Source organism: Actinomycetospora chiangmaiensis DSM 45062 (assembly GCF_000379625.1).
Taxonomy (GTDB): Bacteria; Actinomycetota; Actinomycetes; order Mycobacteriales; family Pseudonocardiaceae; genus Actinomycetospora; species Actinomycetospora chiangmaiensis.
On sequence record NZ_KB903220.1, the window covers coordinates 92168 to 114135 of the forward strand.

The following is a 21968-nucleotide window of genomic DNA, read 5'->3' on the forward strand; positions in this document are numbered from 1 at the left end:
CGGTGATGGCCCCGACGCCGCACCCCTCCGGGGCGACGCCGCCGCCGATCCCGGCGGACCTGGTGCCGAAGCACGTCGCGCTCGTCATGGACGGCAACGGCCGGTGGGCAAACCAGCGGGGACTGCCGCGGATCGAGGGCCACCGGCACGGCGAGGCCCAGCTGCTCGACGTGGTGCGCGGGTGCATCGACATCGGCGTGACGTGGATCAGCGCCTACGCGTTCTCCACCGAGAACTGGCGGCGCAGCCCCGAGGAGGTCCGCTTCCTGCTCGGCTTCAACCGCGACGTGATCCGTCGACGACGCGACGAGATGCACGCGATGGGCGTGCGGGTGCGCTGGTCGGGGCAGCGCCCGCGGCTCTGGCGCAGCGTCATCAGGGAGCTCGAGATCGCCGAGGAGCTGACGAAGGACAACGACGTCGTCACCCTCACCATGTGCGTCAACTACGGCGGGCGCGCCGAGATCGTGGGCGCCGCGCGGGAGCTCGCACGGCGGGCGAAGGCCGGCGAGATCGACCCGGAGCGCATCGACGAGCGGGCGATCGCGCGCTACCTCGACGAGCCGGACATGCCCGACGTCGACCTGTTCGTGCGCAGCTCGGGGGAGCAGCGCACCTCGAACTTCCTGCTCTGGCAGTCCGCGTACGCCGAGATGGTCTTCCTCGACACGCTCTTCCCCGACTTCGACCGCCGCCACCTGTGGCAGGCCTGCGAGATCTACGCCTCCCGTGACCGCCGCTACGGTGGCGCCGTCGACGCGTCCGGGGTCGCCGTACCGCCGGCCGAGGAGAGCTGAGTGAGCCGCGAGGCCGCCACCACCGCCACCCTGCTGATCACCGCCCGCGAGGCGCTGGAGAAGTTCGTCGAGGTCCGGGTCGACGACGACGGTGCCCTCTCCTTCCGCCACGGCGACGTCCCCTGTGCGGTGCAGGGGGTCGAGCTGGTCGAGGGCCTCGCCGTCCTGTCCCTGACCTGCGTCGTCGCCTGGGACCTCACCGACGACGACGTGCCGCGGCGGATGGCCGAGCGGGCGGGGCAGGGGCTCTTCGGCACGCTCGGCGTCGTCGGGACCGACACCGGCTGGGACGTGACGTTGCGCTACGCCTTCCCCGCCGAGGACCTCGCCCCCGACCCCCTGGGCACGCTGCTCATGCTCGTCGTATCGACGGCCTCGCAGGTCCGGGCCGACCTCGTCGGGACGGCCTGACGCTCGCCGTTCCTCCGGGGTGCGACGTGCTCGTCCCTCGCGGACGCGGCGCCGCACCCACCGTCAGGAACGGCAGCCCGAGCAGGTGCCGATGATCTCGACGGTGTGGTCGATCTGGGCGAACCCGTGCTCCACCGCGACCTTCTCCGCCCAGTGCTCGACGGCGGGGCCCTCCACCTCGACGGTCCGCCGGCAGACCCGGCACACGAGGTGGTGGTGGTGGGTGTCGGAGCAGCGCCGGTAGGAGGCCTCGCCCGCCGACGTGCGCAGGACGTCGATCTCGCCGGCGTCGGCGAGCGCCTGCAGGGTCCGGTAGACCGTCGTCAGGCCGATGCCCTCGCCGCGGCGGCGGAGCTCCTCGTGGATGTCCTGGGCGGAGCGGAAGTCGTCGAGCTGGTCGAGCAGGTCGCCGATCGCCGCGCGCTGGCGGGTGGAGCGCTGACCGGGCACGACCGTCGGGCGCGATTCGGTCACCGGTCGAGCTCCGCTGCACTCCGTCTCCGAGCACTCATGCGTCCTCCTGCACGTGTTCGACGGCGTCGACCACGATATGGGCCAGGTGATCGTCGACCAACCGGTACACCACCTCGCGGCCGCGTCGCTCGCCCCGGACCACGCCGGCGGACTTGAGCACCCGCAGGTGCTGGCTGATCAGCGGCTGCGTGACGCCGAGCGTGTCGACCAGCTCGTGCACGCAGCGCGGCGACTGCCGCAGCTGCATCACCACGGCGATCCGGACCGGCGCGGCGAGCGCGCGCAGCAGCTCGCCCGCCGCCTCGAGCGTGGCCGGTTCCAACGGCGCCGGCGCCATGGGAGCGGGCGCCTCGTGGGAGATCGTCATCGCAGCGCCACCCCGACCGTCACCAGGACCAGCACGACGAGGATCAGGCTCCGGGCCAGCCGCTCCGGCGGCGACATCCGGCCCCACGTCGTGGCGAGCAGCACCGCGACGCCCGCGGCGAGCAGCGCCAGGAGCAGCGCGCCGACGAACCCGCCGAAGAACACCCCGGCGGCGAAGACGACCGCGACCACCGCGAAGACGAGCACCGGCGGCACGCCCGCCAGGGGACCCGCCCCGGGCAGCAGCGGGCGGCGCAGGTCGCCCCGGCCCCACCGGCCCCGCCGTCCCTGTCGACCGTTCGCCACGGTGCTCCTCCTCGTCGACCCGACCTCCACGATCCCATACTGACACCGGGTGTCGATAAGGTCCGGCCGTGCTCCTCGTCTGCCGCTTCCACCCCCCCGACGAGGACGGGTTCCTCACCCGCGCCCGGCGGGCCGTCGGGCTGCTGGCGGCCCAGCCGGACTGCGAGCGCGTGGAGCTCGCCCGCGCGGTCGAGGCGCCGGGGGAGTGGGTGCTGGTCGCGGTGTTCGCCTCGCTCACCGCCTACCGCCGGGCGCTGCAGCCCTTCGACGTGCGCGAGCACGTCGTGCCCTTCCTCTCCGAGGCGTCCACCGCGGACGAGGCCACCTTCGAGCGGCGGCTCACCGGCCTTCCCGACGGCGGGTGCGTCGAGCACCCGAGCATCCTCGGCTGAGGCGACCCGACCCGCTCGATACGCTGGGTGGGCCAGCGAGCAGCAACAGGAGAGTTCTCAGTGCCCACCCCCACCGGCAGCGCCCGTATCGAGACCGTCGTCAACCTGTGCAAGCGACGCGGATTCGTCTTCCCCTCGGGCGAGATCTACGGCGGCACCAAGTCCGCGTGGGACTACGGGCCCCTGGGCGTCGAGCTGAAGGACAACATCAAGCGCCAGTGGTGGCGGTTCATGGTGCAGAGCCGCGACGACGTCGTGGGCCTGGACTCGAGCGTGATCCTGCCGCGCCAGGTGTGGGTCGCGTCCGGCCACGTCGACGTGTTCACCGACCCGCTGGTCGAGTGCACCAACTGCCACCGCCGCTTCCGCGCCGACCAGCTCGCGGAGGACTTCTCCGAGCGCACCGGCGGCCCGTCGCTGGAGACGGTCGACGCCGAGGGCAAGGTCGGCTACGACCTCTCGACGGTGCCCTGCCCGAACTGCGGCGTCCGCGGCCAGTACACCGCGCCGCGCGAGTTCAACATGATGCTCAAGACCTACCTCGGCCCCGTGGAGTCCGAGGAGGGCCTGCACTACCTGCGCCCGGAGACCGCGCAGGGCATCTTCGTGAACTTCGCGAACGTCATGTCGACCGCGCGCAAGAAGCCGCCGTTCGGCATCGGCCAGATCGGCAAGAGCTTCCGCAACGAGATCACGCCGGGCAACTTCATCTTCCGCACGCGCGAGTTCGAGCAGATGGAGATGGAGTACTTCGTCGAGCCGGGCTCCGACGAGCAGTGGCACCAGTACTGGATCGACGAGCGGACCCGCTGGTACACCGAGCTCGGGATCGCGCGCGAGAACCTGCGCCACTACGAGCACCCGAAGGAGAAGCTCTCCCACTACTCCAAGCGCACCGTGGACGTGGAGTACAAGTTCCAGTTCAACGCCGGCCAGGAGTGGGGCGAGCTCGAGGGCATCGCGAACCGCACCGATTTCGACCTCACCACGCACTCGAACCACTCGGGCGTCGACCTCTCGTACTACGACCAGGCCACCGACTCGCGGTACCGGCCCTACGTCATCGAGCCGGCGGCCGGCGTCGGGCGCCCGATGATGGCGTTCCTGCTGGAGGCCTACACCGAGGACGAGGCGCCGAACGCGAAGGGCGGGGTCGACAAGCGCGTCGTGCTCAAGCTCGACCCGCGGCTCGCGCCCGTGAAGGCGGCGGTGCTCCCGCTCTCCCGCAACGCCGACCTCTCGCCCGTCGCCCGGGACGTCGCGGCGCGGCTGCGCCAGCACTGGAACGTCGACTTCGACGACGCCGGGGCCATCGGCCGCCGCTACCGGCGCCAGGACGAGATCGGCACCCCGTTCTGCGTCACCGTGGACTTCGACTCGATGGAGGACCGCGCCGCGACGGTGCGCCACCGCGACGCGATGACCCAGGAGCGGGTCTCCTTCGACCAGCTCGAGGGCTATCTCGCGGCGCGGCTCATCGGGTGCTGACGCCGGTGAGCACTCAGGGGGCCGACAGCCCCTCCGAGTGCTCACCTGCGCGCAGCGCACAATGGTTCCCGTGACCGAGCTGAGTGAGGTCCTGGCCGGGGGCGACGACCCGGCCGCCCCCGTCGGCGTCGTGCGGGTGCTCGCGCGGCACGGCTTCGGCACCGTCGAACCCGGGCAGCTGCTCGCCGCCCGCGGCACGCTCATGGGCGAGATCGTGACGGCCGGGGACCTGCTGCGCGGGGCGCTCGACGCGTCCGCCACGGAGCTCGCCCGGACCGCCCTGAGCGCGCCGGGCACGCAGGAGGCGCACGTCGCGGAGGACGACGCGGTGGCCGCCGGCCTGGCGTGCGCCGGCGGCGCGACGCTGCTCGCCCACCCCCTCGGCGGCGACGCCGCCCGGGCCCTCGCCCGCGGCTTCACCGACGGCGTCCCGGCGGCCCTGGTGTCGACGGCGGACGGCACGGCCGCGCTCGTCCTCGTGGGCCGCGACCTCGACGGCGCCCACGGCAGCCTCGGGTCCACCGACCTCGACGAGGCCGCCACGGCGCACGTCACGGGCCTGCTGCGCCGCGGCGCGACGGCCACGGAGCGCACCGAGCTCGCGGGCACCGACGTGCTGGTCGACCTGTGGGTGCCGGTGCCCTCCCTGCTCGTCGTGGGTGCCGGCGCGCTCGGCGAAGCGCTGGCGGCCCAGGCGGGGGTCCTCGGCTGGGGCTGCCGCACGGTGGCCGGGGTGGCGGAGACGACGGCCGCCGTCGAGGCGTTCACCGACGCCGACGTCCTCGTCCTGCTCGACCACGACCCGGCCTTCGACGAGGCCCTGCTCGCGGGCCTGCGCCACGGCCGCGGCTTCCTCGGCGCCCTCGGGTCCCGCCGCACCCAGGCGGCCCGCCGGGAACGGCTGCTCGCCGCCGGCGTGACCGAGGCGGCGCTGTCGGCCGTCCACGGGCCGGTCGGCCTCGACCTCGGGGCCCGCACCCCGGCGGAGACCGCGGTGTCGGTCGTCGCCGAGGTGCTCGCGGTCCGCTCGGGCCGCGACCCGGGAGCGCTGTCCGCCGGGCGCGGGCAGATCGGCGCGTGACCGGAGGAGACGCAGCGGGGCGGAGCTCGACCATGAACTCCGACGTGGGGTCGCCACGGCCCACGCGCTCCCGTGCGGCCCTCACGTGGGCACCCCGGGTGGTGGTGGGCGCGCTCGTCATCGCCCTGCTGCTCGTGGGCGGGACGGCCGCGCGGGTCTGGTGGCTCGGCCGCGTGGACGAGCGCACGCCGACCGACATGATCCTGGTGCTCGGCGCCGCCCAGTACGACGGGCGCCCGTCGCCGGTGCTGCAGGCCCGCCTGGAGCACGCGCTCGCCCTCTACCAGCAGGGCGTGGCGCCGCGGATCGTCACGGTCGGCGGGGCGGCGCAGGGCGACCAGTTCTCCGAGGCCGAGAGCGGCGACCGCTGGCTCACCGAGCACGGCGTCCCCAACCGCGACGTGCTGCCGATCGACGAGGGCCGCGACACGCTCGGCAGCTTCGAGGCGGTCGGGTCGGTGTCGCGCCAACGCGGGTGGACGTCGGCCGTGATCGTGTCCGACCCGTGGCACTCGCTGCGCTCGCGGACGATGGCCCGTGACGTGGGGCTCGACGCGACGACGTCGCCGGCCAAGGGCGGACCGGTGTCGCAGACGCGGCGGACGCAGTTCTTCTACATCGTGCGGGAGACCGCGGGGTTGATCTACTACCACCTCGCCCACGCCTCGTCGGACTTCTCCGACCCCGGCCTGCAGTGACACGCCCCGCCGCGCCGGCCCCGGGTGACGCGGTCACCCGTCGTCGGGAGGAACGGTTCTCGCCGGAGGCGCCCAAGCGCGGCCGGGACCGGCGCTCGCCGTTCGCCCGCGACCGCGGGCGGGTGCTGCACTCCGCCGCGCTGCGGCGCCTGGCGGGCAAGACGCAGGTGGTGGGCCCCGGCGAGGACGCGGAGGTCACCGGGGTGCCGCGGACGCGCCTCACGCACTCGCTGGAGGTGGCGCAGATCGGGCGCGGGATGGCCGAGGAGCTGGGGCTCGACCCGGACGTCGTCGACACCGCGGGCCTCGCGCACGACATCGGCCACCCGCCGTTCGGGCACAACGGCGAGCGCGCGCTCGACGCGGTCGCGGCCGAGGCGGGCGGCTTCGAGGGCAACGCGCAGACGCTGCGCCTGCTCACGCGGCTCGAGCCCAAGGCGGGGNGGGNGGGCGGGTCCGCGGGGGAGGATCTGCAGGACGACCCGTCGTCGGGACTCAACCTCACCCGCGCCACCCTGGACGCCTGCATGAAGTACCCCTGGCCGCGCGGTGAGGGCCGGAAGTTCGGCGTGTATGTCGACGACGCCGAGGTGTTCGCCTGGATCCGGGACCCGGCGGACCGCCGGCCGTGTCTGGAGGCGCAGGTGATGGACTGGGCGGACGACGTCGCCTACTCCGTCCACGACGTCGAGGACGCGATCCTCGCCGCGCGCATCGACCCCGCCCGGCTCGCCGTTCCCGACGACGGGTTGATCGCCCTGGCGGCCGCGACCTTCGGCGGGGAGCCCACCGAGCTGCGGGACGCGGCGGAGCGGCTCGCGGCCTACCCGCCGCTGCGGGCGGTCGCGGCGCTCTCCACCCCCGGCAGCCTGACCGCCCAGGTGGCGCTCAAACGGCTGACCAGCGAGCTCGTCGGGCGGTTCGTCGCGGCCGCGGTCGAGGAGACGATCGCGACGACGGGGCGGGAGTGCCCGGTGGCCGGCGACGACCTCGTCGTGCCGCCCTGGGCCCGCGCCGAGGTGACGCTGCTCAAGGCCGCCGCGGTGCGCTGGGTGATGTCCGACCCCGTCCGGCTGCGCGCCCAGGAGGCCGAACGGGGGCTGCTCGCTGACCTGGTCGGGCGACTGTGGGACGGCGCACCGGACGCGTTGGACCCGGCCTTCCGCCCGGCATGGGACGCTGCCCCGGACGGCCCCGCGCGGTTGCGGGTCGTCGTCGACCAGGTGGCGGTCCTGACCGACGCGCAGGCCCGGTCGTGGCATCGGCGCGGGGAGGGACGATGAGCGACACCATGGCGGTGCCGGCGTCGCCGTCCCGCGTGCGCGAGTTCCCCGCCGACCTCGCCCGGCGGGCCCGTCGGCGGCCGGTGACGGTCACCGCGGCCGCGCTCGGCCTCACCGTCGTGGTCTACGGCGTGCTGGTGTGGCAGCGTCGCTGGGTCTCCGACGACGGCCTGATCTTCCTGCGTACCGTGCGCCAGATCCTCGACGGCCACGGCCCGGTGTTCAACATCGGCGAGCGGGTCGAGACCAACACCTCCACGCTCTGGACCGTCGTGCTGCTCGGGCTCGCGCTGCTGCCCGTCCCCGCGGAACCCGCGGCGCTCGTCGTCGGGGGCCTGCTGTCGGTGCTGGCCCTCGGGCTCGGCATGGACGCCGCGCGCCGGCTGACCGGCCTGGGCCGTGTCGTCGTGCCCGCCGGGGCCCTGGTCGTCCTCGCGATGCCGCCGTTCTGGGACTTCGGGACGTCGGGCCTGGAGACCGGGCTGTCGTTCTCCTGGCTCGCGTTCGCGTGGTGGTTGCTGGTGCGCCGCTCCCAGCGCGAGCCCCGCCTCTTCGTCGCCGAGGGGTCCCGACGACGGCCCGGGCGGGCCTGGCCGCTCGCGCTCGTCCTCGGGCTGGGCCCGCTCGTGCGCCCGGACCTGGCGCTCGTCGCGGCCGCCGGGGGTGTCGCGCTCGCCGTCCTCGAACAGCCCCGTGACCGGCGGGGCGTGGCGCGTGTCGTCGGTCTCGGGGCACTCTGCGTGGCGCCCGCGCTCGCCTACGAGGTGTTCCGGGCCGGCTACTACGGCCTGCTCGTGCCGTCGACCGCCCTCGCGAAGGAGGCCGGCGTCTCCCGCTGGGGCCGCGGCTACTCCTACCTGCGCGACACGGTGGCGACCTACTGGCTGCTCGTCCCGGCCGTGGTCCTCGGCGTGGCCGCGCTGCTCGTCGTCGCGCAGCGGGTGACGCGGACGGACTGGTGGGCCAGCCGTCGCCACGGGGCCGTGCCGGGGGAGAGCAGCAGCCCGGACGTGCGGCGCACGCGGCGGTGGGACCGTGCGGGGACCGTCGCCGTCGCGGTCGCACCGGTGCTCGGCGGGCTCGGCATGCTGGTCTACGTCACGCGCGTCGGCGGCGACTTCATGCACGCCCGGATGCTGCTCCCGGCGATCCTCGCGCTGCTGCTGCCGGTGATGGCCCTGCCGCTGCGGCGCCGGACGGTGCTGCCGCTGCTCGTGGTGCTCCTGTGGGCGGGTGCGGTCGCGGCCGCCGCCCGCCCGGGCTACCACGGCATCTCCGCGTCCGGCATCGCCGACGAGCGCGGCTTCTACACGCAGCTGCTCGGGAACCCGCACCCGGTGACCGCCGACGACTACCGGGCGCACCCCTACGTCGCGGGCGGCGCGGCGCTGGTGGCGCGGAGCCCACGCCCGGTGGTGGCCCTGCTCGCGCCCGGCACCGGACCGGCCGGGCCGGAGTGGGACCTCGTGCCGTTGGCACCGGGCCACCCCTCGGGGCTGGTGTTCCTCAACCTCGGGGCGGCCGGGGCGTTGACGCCGCTCGACGTGCGGGTCACCGACACCGTCGGGCTCGCCGACCCCCTCGCGGCCCACACCACGAACGTCCCCGACGGCCGCACCGGGCACGACAAGAACCTCCCCGCCGCGTGGTTCGTGGCCGCGGGCGGGGGAGCGGCGGTCGACAGCCGCGCGGCCACCGGGGCCGACGTCGCGGCGGCGGAGCGGGCGCTGCGGTGCCCGGCGATCGTCGAGCTGCGGGACTCGGTGTCGGCACCGCTGACGTGGACGCGTTTCTGGGACAACCTCGTCGGCGCGCCGGCGCGCACGGAGCTGCGGTTCCCGCGCGACCCGGTCCTCGCCGAGGTGGCGTGCAGCTCGTCCGTGCGCTGACGATCGGGCGACCGGCGAACGAGCGAGCAGCCCACAGGATGCTGCTCCGAACCGGTGCACTTTTCGGGCGGTACACGAATGGTGACACTTCGTACCGAGGTCTTTCCGGACCATCGCCTACCGCCGGAAGCCCGATCGTTCCTGCCCTGTCCGGCGCTAGCTGGTAGCCGAATGCGCGACACCTGTTGCGCCGGATGCGAGCGGTCGGCGTCCTCCGGCGCAACACCGTGCGACTTTGCGCCGGGCCCGGATCGTCGACGCAGCGTGGGTGCGCAGACGGCGCAACGCCCCGCCGTTGGGCCGTTCGGACTCGTTGCCGCTCACGCATTGCAAACCTACGGTGCGTCGGTCCCGTTCATCGGACCAACGAAGGATTCGCGTGGTCGCACTCGGTCGGGGGTTCTCCCCAGTCGACGCGGTCCCGCTCGCAGCGACACCGCGGGCGGTCACCGCTCTGCCGCAGTCCCTCGTCGCGCTCGGTGATCTCCCCGGTGCCCGGTACGTCCTCGTCACGGACGCCGACGGCGACCGGGTCCGCGGCGAGCTCGGCGGTCCGCCCGACTCCGACCTCGCCGTCCTCGCCTGGGCGCGCCGGCTCGCGGACGTCTCCGCCGAGCGTGGCCGCACGATGGAGGACGTCGTCCTCACCACGGAGTCGTCGTTCCACCTCGTGCGGCGCGTGCCCGGGGTGGGCGAGGACGTGTGGGTGGCCCTGCGGATCGACCGCGAGCACGGGAACCTCGCTCTGGCGCGACGGGCCCTCGGCGCGCTGGTCACGGGCCGCGCCGGCGCGGGGCGGTCGCGCGCCCTGCCGTCCGGCCCCGCCGCCCGGGTCGAGCCGATCTCCGGGTCCTTCCCGGCGCCCGTGTCCGGGTCCTCCGCCGCCCCGATCTCCGGTTCCTTCCGGGCGCCCGTGTCCGGGCCGTTCGCCGCGCCGGGCCGCGGGTCCTTCCCGGCGCCGGTGTCCGGGTCGTCCGCCGCGCCGCGGGTCGACCCCGGACGGCCGCGGTCGCCGCGCGGACCCGACGTCGGGCCCGGCACCGGATCGCTGCCCGCCGCCATGCCGTCGGCCGGCACCCCGATGTCCCTCGCGCCCGCCCCGCGGCGCACCCCCGACGCGGAGCTGCCCCGCCCCGCGAGCCGCACCGGCGCCGACGTGCCCGCCCTCGCCTTCCTGCCGCCGAGCCGGCCGACCACCCGGCCCGTCCGGGTGGCCCCCGAGGAGGTCCCGCCGCCGGCCACGTCCGCCGTCCGGCCCGCGGGCGTGAACGGCACGGTCCGCATCCCGGACGTCGGCGACGAGCCACGGACGCCGGCGGCCGACACCCCGGCCGGCGATCTGCCCGCGTCCGGTGGGAGCAGCGCGCCGTCGGCGGCGGAACCGGTGGACGGCGTCGTCCGTGCCCCCGACGTTGGCAGCGAGCCGTTCACGCCGGCGGAGCCGACCGACGGCACCACGCCCGACGACGGCGACCTGCACGCACCGGATGGGAGCAGCGCGCCGTCCTCGGACGCGGATTCCGATCCGGCCCCCACGCCCGACGGCACGCCCGACGAGCCCGGGATGTGGGACCCCCGCCGTCGTCCGCTGACCGTGCGCCAGGCGCGCACGTGGCGGACCGCGCCGGAGGTGCCGGAGGTGCCGCCCGCCCGGGAGTCGGCGGAGCACTCGACGCCCGCCCCGCACATCCCCGCGCCGCGGGCCGCGTCGCTGTTCGCGCCCGTCGTCGTGGTGCCGCCCCCGCCGTCACCGGTCGACGACGACACCACCGAGGTCCCGGCCCCGGTGCCCTACCCGATCATCACCGCCCCGCCGCTCGAGCCGGCCCCCGCGCCGGCCGTGACGGCCCCCGAACCCGCACCGGAGGAGGAGCAGGTCGCCACCGACGCCGGCCTGCCCCGTCGTGTCCCCGGTGCGCACCTGCGGTCGCCGACGCCCGCACCCGATCCCGCCCCGGCCGCCGCGCCGGCCGTCGGGATCCCGGGGTGGAGCACCGAGCAGTCCGTGCTGCGCCGCCTGCTGACCGGGCTGCGCCGCCTGAGCTGACGTCCCCACCCCGAGCCCGTCCGAGACCGCGGCGACCGCCCCGACCTCGACCACCACCAGAACCGGAGCATCCCCCGATGGCCGACATCGACTACATCCTCAACGCCGCCACCAACATCAAGGGCGCCTTCGCGGTGGCCCTCGTGGACTACGAGAGCGGCATGACCCTGGGTTCCCGGGGCGGCAGCGCCGAGTTCGACCTCGACGTCGCGGCGCCGGGCAACTCCGAGGTCGTCCGCGCCAAGTTCGACGTGATGGCGAAGCTGGGCCTGCGCGAGACGATCGAGGACATCCTCATCACCCTCGACACCCAGTACCACATCATCCGGCCGATCTACTCCCGCACGGACGAGGACAAGCTGTTCCTCTACCTCGTGCTCAACCGGCAGCAGGCCAACCTCGCCATGGCGCGGCGCGACCTGCGGATGATCTGCTCGCGCTTCAGCATGGACGACCCGACCGCCGCGCCCGCCGAGCCCGGGTACTTCCCGCAGCAGGCCGGACGACGCTGACCCGCCGCCGGTGGCGCGTCATCGGCACGTGACGTGCGTCCGGTCGGACGGCCTGTCGACGGTGCTCTCCTCGCTGCTCGTCGACCGGCGCGTCCTGGCCGCGACGCTCGTCGACGTCGGGAGCGGGTTCCTGCTCGACGCCTGCACCCGGGACGAGGGGCTCGCCGACCTCGAGCTCCTCGGGGCGGCCCACGCCGACCTCGCCCGCGGCGGCGCGGTCCTCGCGCCGGGCGGCGAGGGCGGCGCGTGCGTCGTCGTGGAGACCGGGGACGGTCGCGTGCACGTGCTGCGCGAGGTCCCCGACCCGCACGGCGACCGGATCGTCCTCGCGGCGGTCGTGCGGGGGTCGGCGCGGGTGGTCGCCCGCGTCCGCCAACGGCTGCTCGACGTGCCGGTCGAGGCGCTCACTGCCGGACCGACCCTCGCGCGCCGTCCCGTCGACGGCCGCTGGGACCTCACCCCGGCGGCACCTGTCGCCCCCGCCGTCCCACCGGAGGGTCTGCCCGGCCTCGACCCGGTCCCGACGACGGGTGAGGGGGCGGCCTGGGCACCACGGGCCGAGCCCGCACCGTGGGCGACGGCGATGACCCCACCGACCCCGCCGACCCCGCCGACCCCCGAACCAGAGATGGAGGACCCGGACACCGACCCGTCGTCGGGAACGTCCGAGGTGCTGACCCGTCCGGGGACCTGATTCGATGCCCGCATGGACCACCTGATCGTCACCGTCGACGGCCACACCCCGCAGATCGACCCGACGGCGTGGATCGCGCCCGGCGCCGTCGTGGCGGGCCGCGCGACGCTCGGGGACGAGGTCGGCATCTGGTACACCGCCGTGGTCCGCGCCGACAACGACACGATCACCATCGGCGCCGGCTCGAACATCCAGGACGGCTCGGTCCTGCACGCCGACCCCGGCTTCCCGTGCACGGTGGGGGAGAACGTGACGGTCGGGCACCGTGCGGTCGTGCACGGGTGCACGGTGGAGGACGACGTCCTCGTCGGGATGGGCGCCGTGATCATGAACGGCGCCACCGTCGGGCGCGGCTCGGTGATCGCCGCCGGTGCGGTGATCTCGCAGGGCGTGACGGTGCCGCCCGGGTCGCTGGTCGCAGGTGTCCCGGGGAAGGTCCGCCGCGAGACCACCGAGGACGAGCAGGCGTTCAACGGCGTCAGCGCGGCGGCCTACCGCCACCTGCTCGGCGTGCACCGCACTGCCACCACCGACTGATCGCGCCGGCTACTCCGCCAACGGGGTCGAGTCGTCCGGTGCCGGACCGAGCGTGTCGGCCGACCTCGGAGCGCCGCCGGCGTCGGCCGGCATCGACTCGAGGATGAGCTGCTCCCCGTGCTCGGCGTGCCGGCGCGCGAGCCCCTCCGCGGCGTCGCCGTCGCGGTCCCGGACGGCGTCGAGGATCGCCGCGTGGTCCTCCCAGACCCACGCCGGCCCCCCGCCCTGGAGGAGCACCTCGCCCATCACGCGCTGCACGTTCCGCCACATCACGCCGGCGCTCTCGGCGAGCAGCGGGTTCGCGGTCGCCTCGACGACCGTGCGGTGGAACTCGACGTCGTTGCGCACCATGAGCGCGAACGCCCGGTCGTCGAACGCCTGCCGCCCGGCGACCACGATCCGGGTCGCGTGCCGCAGCCAGTCGTCGGTGTGGCGCTCCGCCGCCAGCCGCGCGGCCTGACCGTCGAGGATCCCGCGCAGCTCGTAGAGGTGGCTGACGAACGCCCGCTCCAGCGGGGCCACCTCGAGCCCACGACGCCCGAACTCGCGCACGAGCCCCTGGTTGCGGAGCAGCAGCAGGGCCTGCTGGATCGGCTGCCGGGAGACGTTGAACCGTTCGGCGAGCTGTTCCTGCCGCAGCGGGACGCCCGGCGCGAGTCGACCGGTGCAGATGTCGTCCACGATGGCCTCGAAGACCTGCTCGGTCCGTGAGGGCTTCTGCGGCAGCTCCGCCATGGGGGCCGTCCTCCCGGTGCTCCTCCGTCCCCGCTGCTGGTTCAACGGATCCTGACACACGGCGCCGAACGGCCGTCCGCGAATGGTAGCGGTCCGTGATCAGGAACTCATCCTTGACTTCTGAATTCAGAATGCTGCACGGTGAAGTGACACACGACACGTCCATGATCGTGTCGCCGATCACCTCGACGAGGAGGGTCCATGGCGGACCGGCAGGACGCGGAGCGCAGCGGAGCCGGCCCGGCCCGGCAGTCGGTACCGGTGGCGAGCCTGGTCGCGGAGTTCCTGCAGGAGCACGGGGTCGACCGTGTGTTCGGGCTGCAGGGCGGTCACATCCAGCCCATCTGGGACCAGCTCGCACGTCGCGGAGTCCGGATCGTCGACGTCCGCGACGAGGGCTCGGCGGTGCACATGGCGCACGCGCACACCGAGCTGACCGGTCAGACCGCCGTCGCGATGGTGACGGCCGGTCCCGGGGTCACGAACACGGTGACCGCCGTGGCCAACGCGTCGGTCTCGCGCATCCCGCTCCTGGTCATCGGCGGCTGCCCGCCGATCCCGCAGTCGAACATGGGTCCACTGCAGGACATCCCGCACACCGCGATCCTCGAGCCGATCACCCGGCTCGCACGCACGCTGCGCAGCGCCGACCAGGTGCTCCGCGAGTTCGACGAGGCCTGGGCGCGCGCCTCGGGCGACCGCGGCGAGCCCGGCCCGGTCTACCTCGAGATCCCCACCGACGTCCTGCGCCGTGACGTGCCGCCGGCTCTGCAGATGCGCGAGCACCTGCGGGCCAAGCCGAAGCGCCGCCCCCAGCCGCACCCCGACGACGTGGCCGCCGTGGCCGACCTCATCCGCGCCGCGGAGAAGCCCGCGATCATCTCCGGGCGCGGGGCCCGCACCACCGACGGCACCGACCTCGTCCGCCTGCTCGACGCCTCGGGCGCCGCCTACCTGGACACCCAGGAGAGTCGCGGCCTGGTGCCGGACTCGCACCCGGCCGCCGTCGGGAGTGCCCGGTCCGCGGTCATGCGCGACACGGACCTGCTGATCACCGTGGGCCGCCAGCTCGATTACCAGCTCGGCATGGGCTCCCCGGCAGTGTTCCCGCACGCGAAGGTCGTCCGGATCGCCGACACCGCGAGCGAGCTGATCGACAACCGCCGCGGCGAGGTGGAGATCCTCGCCGAACCGGGCGCCGCACTCGCCGCGATCGCCGACGCGCTGAAGGACCACACGCCCGACACCTCATGGCGCGACGAGCTGAAGGCCAAGCACCGGAAGCGCGCCGAGGACTACCGCCAGGCCCTGCACTCCACCGAGAACGGCGCCGACGGGCACATCCACCCGAACCGGATCTTCGGGGCGCTCGACGCGCTCGACGGAGATGTCCTCGACCTCGGCGAGACGATCATGATCGCGGACGGCGGGGACCTGCTGTCCTTCGGCCGCCTCGGCATCACCAAGGCGCGGCGCTACCTCGACGCCGGGGCGTTCGGCTGCCTCGGCGTCGCGACCCCCTTCGCCATCGGCGCCGCGCTCGCGTACCCGGACCGCCCCGTGGTGGCCGTGACCGGCGACGGCGCCTTCGGCATCACCGCCACCGAGATCGACACGGCGGTGCGGCACGACGCGAAGATCGTCGTGATCGTCTCCAACAACCGCGCCTGGAACATCGAGCGCTACGACCAGGCCGAGAACTACGGCCTCGTCGTCGGGACCGACCTCGCGGACTCCGACTACGCCGGCGTGGCCCGCGCGTTCGGGGCGCACGGCGAGCGGGTCACCGACCCGGCCGAGCTCGAGGGCGCCATCCGGCGGGCGCTGGCGAACGCGCCCGCGCTGGTCGACGTGGTCACCACCCAGGACGCCGCCTCGCCGGACTCCGGCAAGGGCCTCGGCTTCGTCCCGGACTACCAGGCACTCACGCCGTGGAACGACGCCGAGGTCGCCCGCCGTCAGGAAGGGATCTGAGATGGCCGAGATGGAGGAGTGGGCGTTCCCCACCCGCTACGACCAGGACTACCTGCCCGATCCGGACTCGCCGTACTGGTTCCCGGTGCGCGAGACGATGGACCCGGCCGAGCGCGACGCCGCGGTGCTCGTGCGGCTCCGCGAGGTCATGGAGTACGCGTACGCGAACTCGACCTTCTACCGGACGAAGTGGGACGCGGCGGGCCTGAAGCCGGCGGACATCACCTCCTTCGAGGCGTTCGAGCAGGTCCCCGTCGTCACCAAGGCCGAGATGCGGGAGTCGCAGGCGAACCATCCGCCCTTCGGGGACTACGTCTGCGTCGAGCCGTCCGAGGTCCACCACATCCACGGCACCTCCGGCACGACGGGGGCCCCGACGGCGTTCGCGCTCGGGCGCCGGGACTGGGAGGTCATCGCCGACAACCAGGCCCGGATCCTGTGGGGGATGGGCGTCCGGCCGGGCGACACGGTGTTCGTCGCGGCCCTCTTCTCCCTCTACCTCGGCTCCTGGGGCGCGATGACCGCGGCCGAGCGGCTGCGGTGCACCGTCCTCCCGTTCGGCGCCGGCGCCCAGGGCATGACGGCGCGCGCGGTGAACTGGCTCGCCCGCATCCAGCCGGCCGCGTTCTACGCGACGCCGTCCTACGCGCTGCGTCTGGCCGAGGTGGCCGAGAAGGAGAAGATCGACCCGAAGGAGTTCGGCCTCAAGGTCATGTTCTTCTCCGGCGAGCCCGGCGCGTCGGTGCCCTCGGTGCGCAAGGCGATCGAGGACAGCTTCGGCGCCACGGTGATCGACTGCGGGACGATGGCCGAGATGACGCCGTTCATGTCGGCGTCGGCGACGGCCGGGACCCCGGACGGGATGCTCCTCTGGCAGGACATCGTCTGGCACGAGGTGTGCGACCCGGACACCTTCCGCACCGTGCCCTACGGCTCCGAGGGCACCCCGGTCTACACCCACCTCGAGCGCACGTCGCAGCCGATGATCCGGCTCGCCTCCAACGACCTCACGCGCTGGGTGATGGAGGACAATCCCTGTGGTCGCACGTACCCGAAGCTGCCCGACGGCGTGTACGGCCGCATCGACGACATGATCCACATCCGCGGGGAGAACGTGTACCCGACGGAGGTCGACAACTACCTGCGCACGGTGGACGACTACGGCGGCGAGCACCAGATCATCGTCCGCCGCACCGGCTCGATGGACGAGATGATCGTCCGCGCGGAGACGACGCTCCCCGAGGGGCAGCGTGCGGAGTTCGAGTCCAACACCGGCTCGGGTCTGCAGTCCTTCCTCGGCGTGCGCGTGACCTTCGAGTCCGTCGACGCCAACACCCTCGAGCGCGCCGAGCACAAGTCCCGCCGCGTGGTCGACGAGCGGGAGCACAACAAGCGCTAGACCCGCGTCCGGAAATCCGACACTTCAGCGACGAGGTGGTAATCCCCATGTCCCTGACCCTCGACAGCTCGGCCCGCACGGCCGAGCACGCACAGATGTTCATCGGCGGTTCCTGGACCGCCGCCGGCGCCGGCCAGACCTTCCCGACGGTGGATCCCAACACCGGCCGCACGATCGCCCAGGTCCCGCGCGGCGACTCCTCCGACGTGGACAAGGCCGTCGCCGCCGCGAAGGAGAAGGCCGTCGAGTGGCAGTTCACCGACGCGATCGTGCGTGCCGGTCTGCTGCGTGAGCTGGCCGCCAAGGTCACCGAGAACGCCGACGAGCTGGCCCGGCTCGAGGCGCTCGACTCCGGCCACTACCTGGCGAAGGCCCAGGAGCTGGTCGGGGCGATCCCGCTCTGGCTCGACTACTTCGCGAGCCTCGCCGACAAGGTCGGCGGGCGCACCATCGAGGTGCCGGGCAACAAGCTCTCGTTCACGCTGCTCGAGCCGCTCGGCGTCACCGCGCACATCATCCCGTGGAACTACCCGCTGCTCATCCTGGTGCGGTCCTGCGCCCCGGCGCTCGCGCTGGGCAACACGTGCGTGGTCAAGCCGGCCGAGGACACCTCGCTCTCGGCCTTGAAGTTCGCCGAGCTCGTGAAGGAGGCCGGCTTCCCGGACGGCGTGTTCAACGTCGTGACCGGCTACGGGGCCGAGGCCGGGGCCGCTCTGGCGGCGCACCCCGACGTCGCGGGCATCACCTTCACCGGGTCCACCGAGACCGGCAAGCAGATCGCCAAGCTCGCTGCCGACCACGTCGCGCAGGTGACGCTGGAGCTCGGCGGCAAGAGCCCGACGGTCGTCTTCCCAGACGCCGACCTCGACGAGGCCGTCGAGGTCGCGGTCCAGGGTTTCCTCTCGCATGCCGGCCAGGTGTGCGTCGCGGGGACCAAGCTCTTCGTGCACGCGGACGTGAAGGACGCCTTCCTGGCGAAGCTCACCGCGCGCCTGGACGAGACCCGGGTGGGCGACGGGTTCGCCGACGGCACCCAGATGGGCCCGCTGATCTCGCAGAAGCAGTACGACAAGGTCACCGAGTACATCGAGATCGGCAAGGGCGAGGCGACTCTCTTCTACGGCGGTGACCGGCCCGCGGGCACGGACGAGGGCGGGTTCTTCGTCGGCCCGACGGTGTTCACCGACGTCGCCCCCTCCGCCCGCATCGCCACCGAGGAGATCTTCGGTCCGGTCGCGTCGGTGCACGGGTGGACGACCGAGGACGAGCTCGTCGAGGCGGTGAACGACTCGATCTACGGCCTCTTCGCGGTCCTGCTCGGCAAGGACATCACCGCGCTGCTCTCCACCGCCCGCCGGATCCAGGTGGGCGGCGTGATGATCAACGACTGGTTCGGCGAGCTGCCGATGACCCCGCACGGCGGTCACAAGCAGAGCGGCACCGGCCGGGACGAGGGCCTGGAGTCGGTCCACAACTACACCCAGGTCAAGCACATCGCGATCAACCTCGATCCGCTCCGCGCCGCCACGGACTGGGCCGGCGCCCCGCTCTAGAACCCACCATCGCGAGGAGGAGATGCCATGAGTTCCGTGCACACCGAGAACGGCGATCGCGTCGGGGAGGCCCCGGCTCCCTGGGGCGCGCCCGAGGCCACCGTCGAGCCCGGCGAGGGCGGCGGGTACTTCGAGACCGGACGGCCCCGGCTCGGCGGCCTCGAGCGCCCGGTGCAGTTCAGCGAGGCCCGGCAGGCCGTGATCAGGGCGCTGGCCGACACCATCATCCCTCCGCACCCGGACTGGCCGGACGCGAGCGCGACCGACATCGTCGGCTTCTGCGGCCGCTACATCACGCCGACCGGGTACAAGAACAAGCACTTCCCGTGGGCGGACGAGGACTCCTTCGTCGCCGCGCTGGACAGGCTCGGCCAGGCGTTCGTCGATGCCGACCCGAGCGAGCGGGCGAAGGCGTTCGAGGCCCTGGAGAAGGCGGAGGACCCGTTCTTCGAGCAGATCCGCGCGCTCGTCTACTACGGCTACTACTCGCGGCCCGAGGTCGTCATCGCGATCCGGAAGAACGTGCCGGCCGGCAAGGACTACCACGGCCCGCCGTTGCCCTACGGCTACATCCAGTCCCTCGAGCCGTGGGACGAGACGACGCTCGCGCAGGCGAACGACAACGGCTCCTATCTCGAGACCGACCAGGTCGAGCGCGTCGACCTCTCCAAAGTCACCTGGATCCAGTGAGGCACCCATGGCCAGCTACGAAGAAGTCGACGTCCTGATCATCGGTGCCGGTCCGGGTGGGGCCGGCGTCGCCTACGAGCTCAAGGACACGGGCGCGAAGATCGTGTGCCTCGAGCAGGGGCCCTGGGTCACCGCCCCCGAGCACCCGCACTACCACGACGAGTGGGAGATCGAGAAGCAGCGCGGGTGGGCCTACGACCCGAACGTCCGCCAGCTGCCCGAGGACTATCCGGTCACCGGGACCACGACGCCGTACATGATGAACAACGTCGGCGGCTCGACGGTGCACTACGCCGGGCACTGGCCGCGGTACAAGCCGGTCGACTTCCGCAAGGGCACCGAGCACGGCCTCGAGGGCACGATCGACTGGCCGATCTCCTACGAGGACCTGGCGCCGTTCTACGACCGCAACGACGCGATCTACGGTATCTCGGGCCTGATCGGTGACCCGTCGTACCCGGACCGCAAGAACGCCCAGCGCGACCCGATGGTGCTGCCCGGCAAGCTCGGGCTGAAGTACGCCAAGGCGTCCCGCGACCTCGGGTGGCACTGGTGGCCGTCCGACAACGCCGTGATCACCCGGCCCCGCGAGAACCGCGAGGCCGACGTGGGCATGGGCAACGAGCTCTCCGGCAGCCCGACCGGGTCGCTGTCGACGCCGGCCCACGCGCACTGGCCCTACAACGTCCGGGCCGGGGTCGACCTGCGGACGATGGCCCGCGTCGAGACGATCACCGCCGACGGCGGCAGGGCGACCGGTGCGGTCTACATCGACCGCAACACCGGCAACCGGCACGAGATCCGCGCGAAGATCGTGGTACTCGCGGCCAACGGCATCGGGTCGCCGCGCATGCTGCTCGCGAGTGCGCAGAAGGGCCACGAGGACGGTCTGGCGAATTCGAACGGTCTCGTGGGCAAGCACCTCATGCACCACGTGTTCTCGTTCTGCGACTCGTGGTTCGACGAGCCCGTCGAGGGATTCAAGGGCTCGTTCGGTTCCCCGATGTACTCGCACGAGTTCTACCACACGGATGTCAACCGCGGATTCGTCAACGGGTTCGGCATGCAGGTGGCCCGCTCCTTCGGTCCGTCCTACGCCGCGATGGGTACGCACACCGGCTACACGGCGCCGTGGGGGGAGAAGCACCGGGACTTCTTCGAGAACCACTTCGCCAACCACCTCATGGTCTTCATGTTCGGCGAGGACCTCCCGGTGGAGACCAACCGCGTCACCCTCGACCCGGACGTCACCGACTCCGACGGCATCCCCGCCGCCCACGTGAACTACGAACTGCACGAGAACGACATCGCGCTCGCGAAGTACGGCATCGAGAAGATCTTCGAGGCCACGCGGGCGGTCGGGGCGGTCGAGACCAACGACACCGGCGTGCTCTACCCGCCGCCGGCCTGGCACCTCATGGGCACCTGTCGGATGGGGAACAACCCGCAGGACTCGACGCTCAACAAGTGGTGCCAGACGTGGGACCTGCCGAACCTGTTCGTCGTGGACGGGTCGACGCTCACCACCGGTGGTGCGGTCAACCCGACGTCGACGATCGGCGCCCTCGCGGTGCGGGCCGGCGAGTACATCAAGCGCAACTACGACCACATCACGTCGCAGAAGACGACGCCGTCGAACGCGGACGCGCCGGACATGTGAGCTGCGCTCAGGTGAGCGCTAAGTGGGCCTATAGCCCCACTTAGTGCTCACGAGGCCGCAGGCCACCTCCCGTAGGGTCGGCCCGGTGACGTACGAGGTGACCCAGGACGACACCGCGCAGGCCCTCGGGAGTGGCGACGTTCCCGTGCTCGGCACCCCTCGACTCATCGCCTGGCTCGAGGCGGCCACCGTCGAGGCGGCCCGTCCGAAGCTCGCGGCGAGCCAGACCACCGTCGGCACGGCGGTCCGGGTCAAGCACCGTCGGCCCACCCGCGTGGGCGGCAGCATCACCACCACCGCGAAGCTCACCGGCGGCCCCGACGAGAAGGGCCGCCTCTCGTTCGCGGTCTCGGCCACCGACGGCGACGGCGCCACGGTCGCCGACGGCGAGATCGACCGGGTCATCGTGGAGCGGATGGGCGCCTTCCGCTCGTAGTCGACCCCGCGACGATCGCGACAGCGGTGTCCCGCAGCGCCGCGGTCGTCGCGTCGGGGTCCAGACCGCACAGGTCGAGCAGCGTGAAGATCGACTCGGCGCTGATGACGACGGCGAGCCGCGTCGCCAGCGCCGCCCGGGCCGGCGACTCCGGCACGTCCGCCAGGGCGTGCTCGATGAGGGCGAACCGGTGGGCCGCCCGCATCCCGCCGCCCGAGATCGACGCCGCGACGATGGCCCGCACGGTGACCTCGTGGGCGATCGTGCGCGCGCAGAACGCCACCGCGACCCGGGCCACGCGCTCCCCGAGGTCGTCCACCCCGTCCAGCGGGACGAGCTCCGCCGGCGCGGGCCAGGTGTCGCCCACGGTCTCGCGCAGGAGCGTCACGAGGTCGGGGTAGTAGCGGTACGCCGTCGCCTCGGAGACCCCGGCCCGCCGGGCGACCGCGGGCATCGTCACCTCCGCGTTCCCGACGACGAGCTCCCGCGCTGCGGCCGCGATCGCCTGCCGGGTCCGCTCCTTCTGCTGGGTCCGCACCGCCATCG

At 73.3% G+C, this 21968-nt stretch carries 23 protein-coding genes; 18 read left to right on the plus strand and 5 right to left on the minus strand.

The window, feature by feature from the left end:
* Nucleotides 1-5: 5 nt before the first annotated feature.
* Together A3CO_RS0108905 and A3CO_RS0108910 are read left to right on the plus strand one after the other, a co-directional pair.
* Complete coding sequence (locus A3CO_RS0108905; protein ID WP_033414126.1) at nt 6-797, plus strand: isoprenyl transferase; 792 nt, start codon at nt 6-8, stop codon at nt 795-797.
* Nucleotides 798-1208 (plus strand): hypothetical protein, encoded by a 411-nt coding sequence (locus tag A3CO_RS0108910; protein WP_018331899.1) that lies wholly within the window; start codon nt 798-800, stop codon nt 1206-1208.
* A 63-nt stretch (nt 1209-1271) separates the two neighbouring features.
* Here the strand turns inward: A3CO_RS0108910 and A3CO_RS0108915 are convergent, their stop codons facing one another.
* The 3 genes from A3CO_RS0108915 to A3CO_RS0108925 are packed head-to-tail and all read right to left on the minus strand — an operon-like array spanning nt 1272 to nt 2354.
* Nucleotides 1272-1682, minus strand: coding sequence for a Fur family transcriptional regulator (locus tag A3CO_RS0108915; protein ID WP_018331900.1), 411 nt, complete (start codon nt 1680-1682; stop codon nt 1272-1274).
* A 34-nt stretch (nt 1683-1716) separates the two neighbouring features.
* A complete protein-coding gene (locus A3CO_RS0108920) occupies nt 1717-2049 on the minus strand; it encodes an ArsR/SmtB family transcription factor (RefSeq protein WP_018331901.1) in 333 nt (110 codons plus the stop codon).
* Entirely contained in the window at nt 2046-2354 is a 309-nt protein-coding gene (locus tag A3CO_RS0108925) for a DUF6703 family protein (protein WP_018331902.1), read from the minus strand. The genes A3CO_RS0108920 and A3CO_RS0108925 overlap by 4 nt, the downstream gene beginning before the upstream one ends.
* A 68-nt stretch (nt 2355-2422) precedes the next feature.
* Here A3CO_RS0108925 and A3CO_RS31045 point away from each other — a divergent pair, with 68 nt between their 5' ends.
* The 10 genes from A3CO_RS31045 to A3CO_RS0108975 all read left to right on the plus strand — a co-directional run bounded on the left by A3CO_RS31045 (nt 2423) and on the right by A3CO_RS0108975 (nt 12975).
* Complete coding sequence (locus A3CO_RS31045) at nt 2423-2746, plus strand: antibiotic biosynthesis monooxygenase family protein (protein WP_018331903.1); 324 nt, start codon at nt 2423-2425, stop codon at nt 2744-2746.
* A 60-nt stretch (nt 2747-2806) separates the two neighbouring features.
* Nucleotides 2807-4234, plus strand: coding sequence for a glycine--tRNA ligase (locus tag A3CO_RS0108935; RefSeq protein ID WP_018331904.1), 1428 nt, complete (start codon nt 2807-2809; stop codon nt 4232-4234).
* A 61-nt stretch (nt 4235-4295) separates the two neighbouring features.
* Nucleotides 4296-5315 carry an XdhC family protein gene (locus tag A3CO_RS0108940; protein WP_157647255.1) on the plus strand — a complete coding sequence of 340 codons (1020 nt, stop codon included), beginning with the start codon at nt 4296-4298 and terminating at the stop codon, nt 5313-5315.
* 32 nt (nt 5316-5347) lie between these two features.
* A complete protein-coding gene (locus A3CO_RS0108945; RefSeq protein WP_051085897.1) occupies nt 5348-6013 on the plus strand; it encodes a YdcF family protein in 666 nt (221 codons plus the stop codon).
* Complete coding sequence (locus tag A3CO_RS0108950; protein WP_018331907.1) at nt 6010-7296, plus strand: deoxyguanosinetriphosphate triphosphohydrolase; 1287 nt, start codon at nt 6010-6012, stop codon at nt 7294-7296. The genes A3CO_RS0108945 and A3CO_RS0108950 overlap by 4 nt, the downstream gene beginning before the upstream one ends.
* A complete protein-coding gene (locus tag A3CO_RS0108955; protein WP_018331908.1) occupies nt 7293-9185 on the plus strand; it encodes an arabinofuranosyltransferase AftB family protein in 1893 nt (630 codons plus the stop codon). Before A3CO_RS0108950 ends, A3CO_RS0108955 begins: the two co-directional genes overlap by 4 nt.
* A gap of 379 nt (nt 9186-9564) precedes the next feature.
* Nucleotides 9565-11232, plus strand: a complete 1668-nt coding sequence (locus A3CO_RS31050; protein ID WP_033414101.1) for a hypothetical protein — start codon at nt 9565-9567, stop codon at nt 11230-11232.
* Nucleotides 11233-11309: 77 nt separating this feature from the next.
* Nucleotides 11310-11744, plus strand: a complete 435-nt coding sequence (locus A3CO_RS0108965) for a hypothetical protein (RefSeq protein ID WP_018331909.1) — start codon at nt 11310-11312, stop codon at nt 11742-11744.
* A 28-nt stretch (nt 11745-11772) separates the two neighbouring features.
* Nucleotides 11773-12438, plus strand: a complete 666-nt coding sequence (locus tag A3CO_RS0108970; protein WP_018331910.1) for a hypothetical protein — start codon at nt 11773-11775, stop codon at nt 12436-12438.
* Nucleotides 12439-12450: 12 nt separating this feature from the next.
* On the plus strand, nt 12451-12975 hold the full coding sequence (locus tag A3CO_RS0108975) for a gamma carbonic anhydrase family protein (protein ID WP_018331911.1): 525 nt from the start codon (nt 12451-12453) through the stop codon (nt 12973-12975).
* 9 nt (nt 12976-12984) lie between these two features.
* Here the strand turns inward: A3CO_RS0108975 and A3CO_RS0108980 are convergent, their stop codons facing one another.
* Nucleotides 12985-13710, minus strand: coding sequence for a GntR family transcriptional regulator (locus A3CO_RS0108980; protein ID WP_018331912.1), 726 nt, complete (start codon nt 13708-13710; stop codon nt 12985-12987).
* A gap of 201 nt (nt 13711-13911) precedes the next feature.
* Between A3CO_RS0108980 and A3CO_RS0108985 the strand changes: the two genes are divergently transcribed.
* The 6 genes from A3CO_RS0108985 to A3CO_RS0109010 all read left to right on the plus strand — a co-directional run bounded on the left by A3CO_RS0108985 (nt 13912) and on the right by A3CO_RS0109010 (nt 21422).
* Nucleotides 13912-15684 carry a thiamine pyrophosphate-binding protein gene (locus A3CO_RS0108985; protein ID WP_018331913.1) on the plus strand — a complete coding sequence of 591 codons (1773 nt, stop codon included), beginning with the start codon at nt 13912-13914 and terminating at the stop codon, nt 15682-15684.
* Nucleotide 15685: 1 nt separating this feature from the next.
* Nucleotides 15686-17083, plus strand: a complete 1398-nt coding sequence (locus tag A3CO_RS0108990) for a phenylacetate--CoA ligase family protein (RefSeq protein WP_018331914.1) — start codon at nt 15686-15688, stop codon at nt 17081-17083.
* A gap of 47 nt (nt 17084-17130) precedes the next feature.
* Entirely contained in the window at nt 17131-18636 is a 1506-nt protein-coding gene (locus A3CO_RS0108995) for an aldehyde dehydrogenase family protein (RefSeq protein ID WP_018331915.1), read from the plus strand.
* A gap of 27 nt (nt 18637-18663) precedes the next feature.
* Nucleotides 18664-19326: a gluconate 2-dehydrogenase subunit 3 family protein gene (locus tag A3CO_RS0109000; RefSeq protein ID WP_018331916.1), complete on the plus strand. Its 663-nt coding sequence runs from the start codon at nt 18664-18666 to the stop codon at nt 19324-19326.
* Nucleotides 19327-19333: 7 nt separating this feature from the next.
* Entirely contained in the window at nt 19334-20986 is a 1653-nt protein-coding gene (locus A3CO_RS0109005) for a GMC family oxidoreductase (RefSeq protein ID WP_018331917.1), read from the plus strand.
* Nucleotides 20987-21071: 85 nt separating this feature from the next.
* On the plus strand, nt 21072-21422 hold the full coding sequence (locus tag A3CO_RS0109010) for a thioesterase family protein (RefSeq protein WP_018331918.1): 351 nt from the start codon (nt 21072-21074) through the stop codon (nt 21420-21422).
* On the opposite strand, the gene A3CO_RS31055 is transcribed toward A3CO_RS0109010, so the two are convergent.
* Nucleotides 21388-21966 carry a TetR/AcrR family transcriptional regulator gene (locus A3CO_RS31055; RefSeq protein ID WP_018331919.1) on the minus strand — a complete coding sequence of 193 codons (579 nt, stop codon included), beginning with the start codon at nt 21964-21966 and terminating at the stop codon, nt 21388-21390. The two genes, A3CO_RS0109010 and A3CO_RS31055, sit on opposite strands and share 35 nt — an antisense overlap.
* Nucleotides 21967-21968: the final 2 nt, after the last annotated feature.

Bases quoted from the DNA above. Each gene is read 5' to 3' on its own strand.
- A3CO_RS0108965 (WP_018331909.1), top strand. From the start codon at position 11,310: ATGGCCGACATCGACTACATCCTCAACGCCGCCACCAACATCAAGGGC.
- A3CO_RS0109005 (WP_018331917.1), top strand. From the start codon at position 19,334: ATGGCCAGCTACGAAGAAGTCGACGTCCTGATCATCGGTGCCGGTCCG.
- A3CO_RS0108985 (WP_018331913.1), top strand. From the start codon at position 13,912: ATGGCGGACCGGCAGGACGCGGAGCGCAGCGGAGCCGGCCCGGCCCGG.
- A3CO_RS0108940 (WP_157647255.1), top strand. From the start codon at position 4,296: ATGGTTCCCGTGACCGAGCTGAGTGAGGTCCTGGCCGGGGGCGACGAC.
- A3CO_RS0108980 (WP_018331912.1), bottom strand. From the start codon at position 13,710: ATGGCGGAGCTGCCGCAGAAGCCCTCACGGACCGAGCAGGTCTTCGAG.
- A3CO_RS0108905 (WP_033414126.1), top strand. From the start codon at position 6: ATGGCCCCGACGCCGCACCCCTCCGGGGCGACGCCGCCGCCGATCCCG.
- A3CO_RS0108995 (WP_018331915.1), top strand. From the start codon at position 17,131: ATGTCCCTGACCCTCGACAGCTCGGCCCGCACGGCCGAGCACGCACAG.
- A3CO_RS31055 (WP_018331919.1), bottom strand. From the start codon at position 21,966: ATGGCGGTGCGGACCCAGCAGAAGGAGCGGACCCGGCAGGCGATCGCG.
- A3CO_RS0108945 (WP_051085897.1), top strand. From the start codon at position 5,348: ATGAACTCCGACGTGGGGTCGCCACGGCCCACGCGCTCCCGTGCGGCC.
- A3CO_RS0109000 (WP_018331916.1), top strand. From the start codon at position 18,664: ATGAGTTCCGTGCACACCGAGAACGGCGATCGCGTCGGGGAGGCCCCG.
- A3CO_RS0108955 (WP_018331908.1), top strand. From the start codon at position 7,293: ATGAGCGACACCATGGCGGTGCCGGCGTCGCCGTCCCGCGTGCGCGAG.
- A3CO_RS0108990 (WP_018331914.1), top strand. From the start codon at position 15,686: ATGGCCGAGATGGAGGAGTGGGCGTTCCCCACCCGCTACGACCAGGAC.
- A3CO_RS0108975 (WP_018331911.1), top strand. From the start codon at position 12,451: ATGGACCACCTGATCGTCACCGTCGACGGCCACACCCCGCAGATCGAC.
- A3CO_RS0108920 (WP_018331901.1), bottom strand. From the start codon at position 2,049: ATGACGATCTCCCACGAGGCGCCCGCTCCCATGGCGCCGGCGCCGTTG.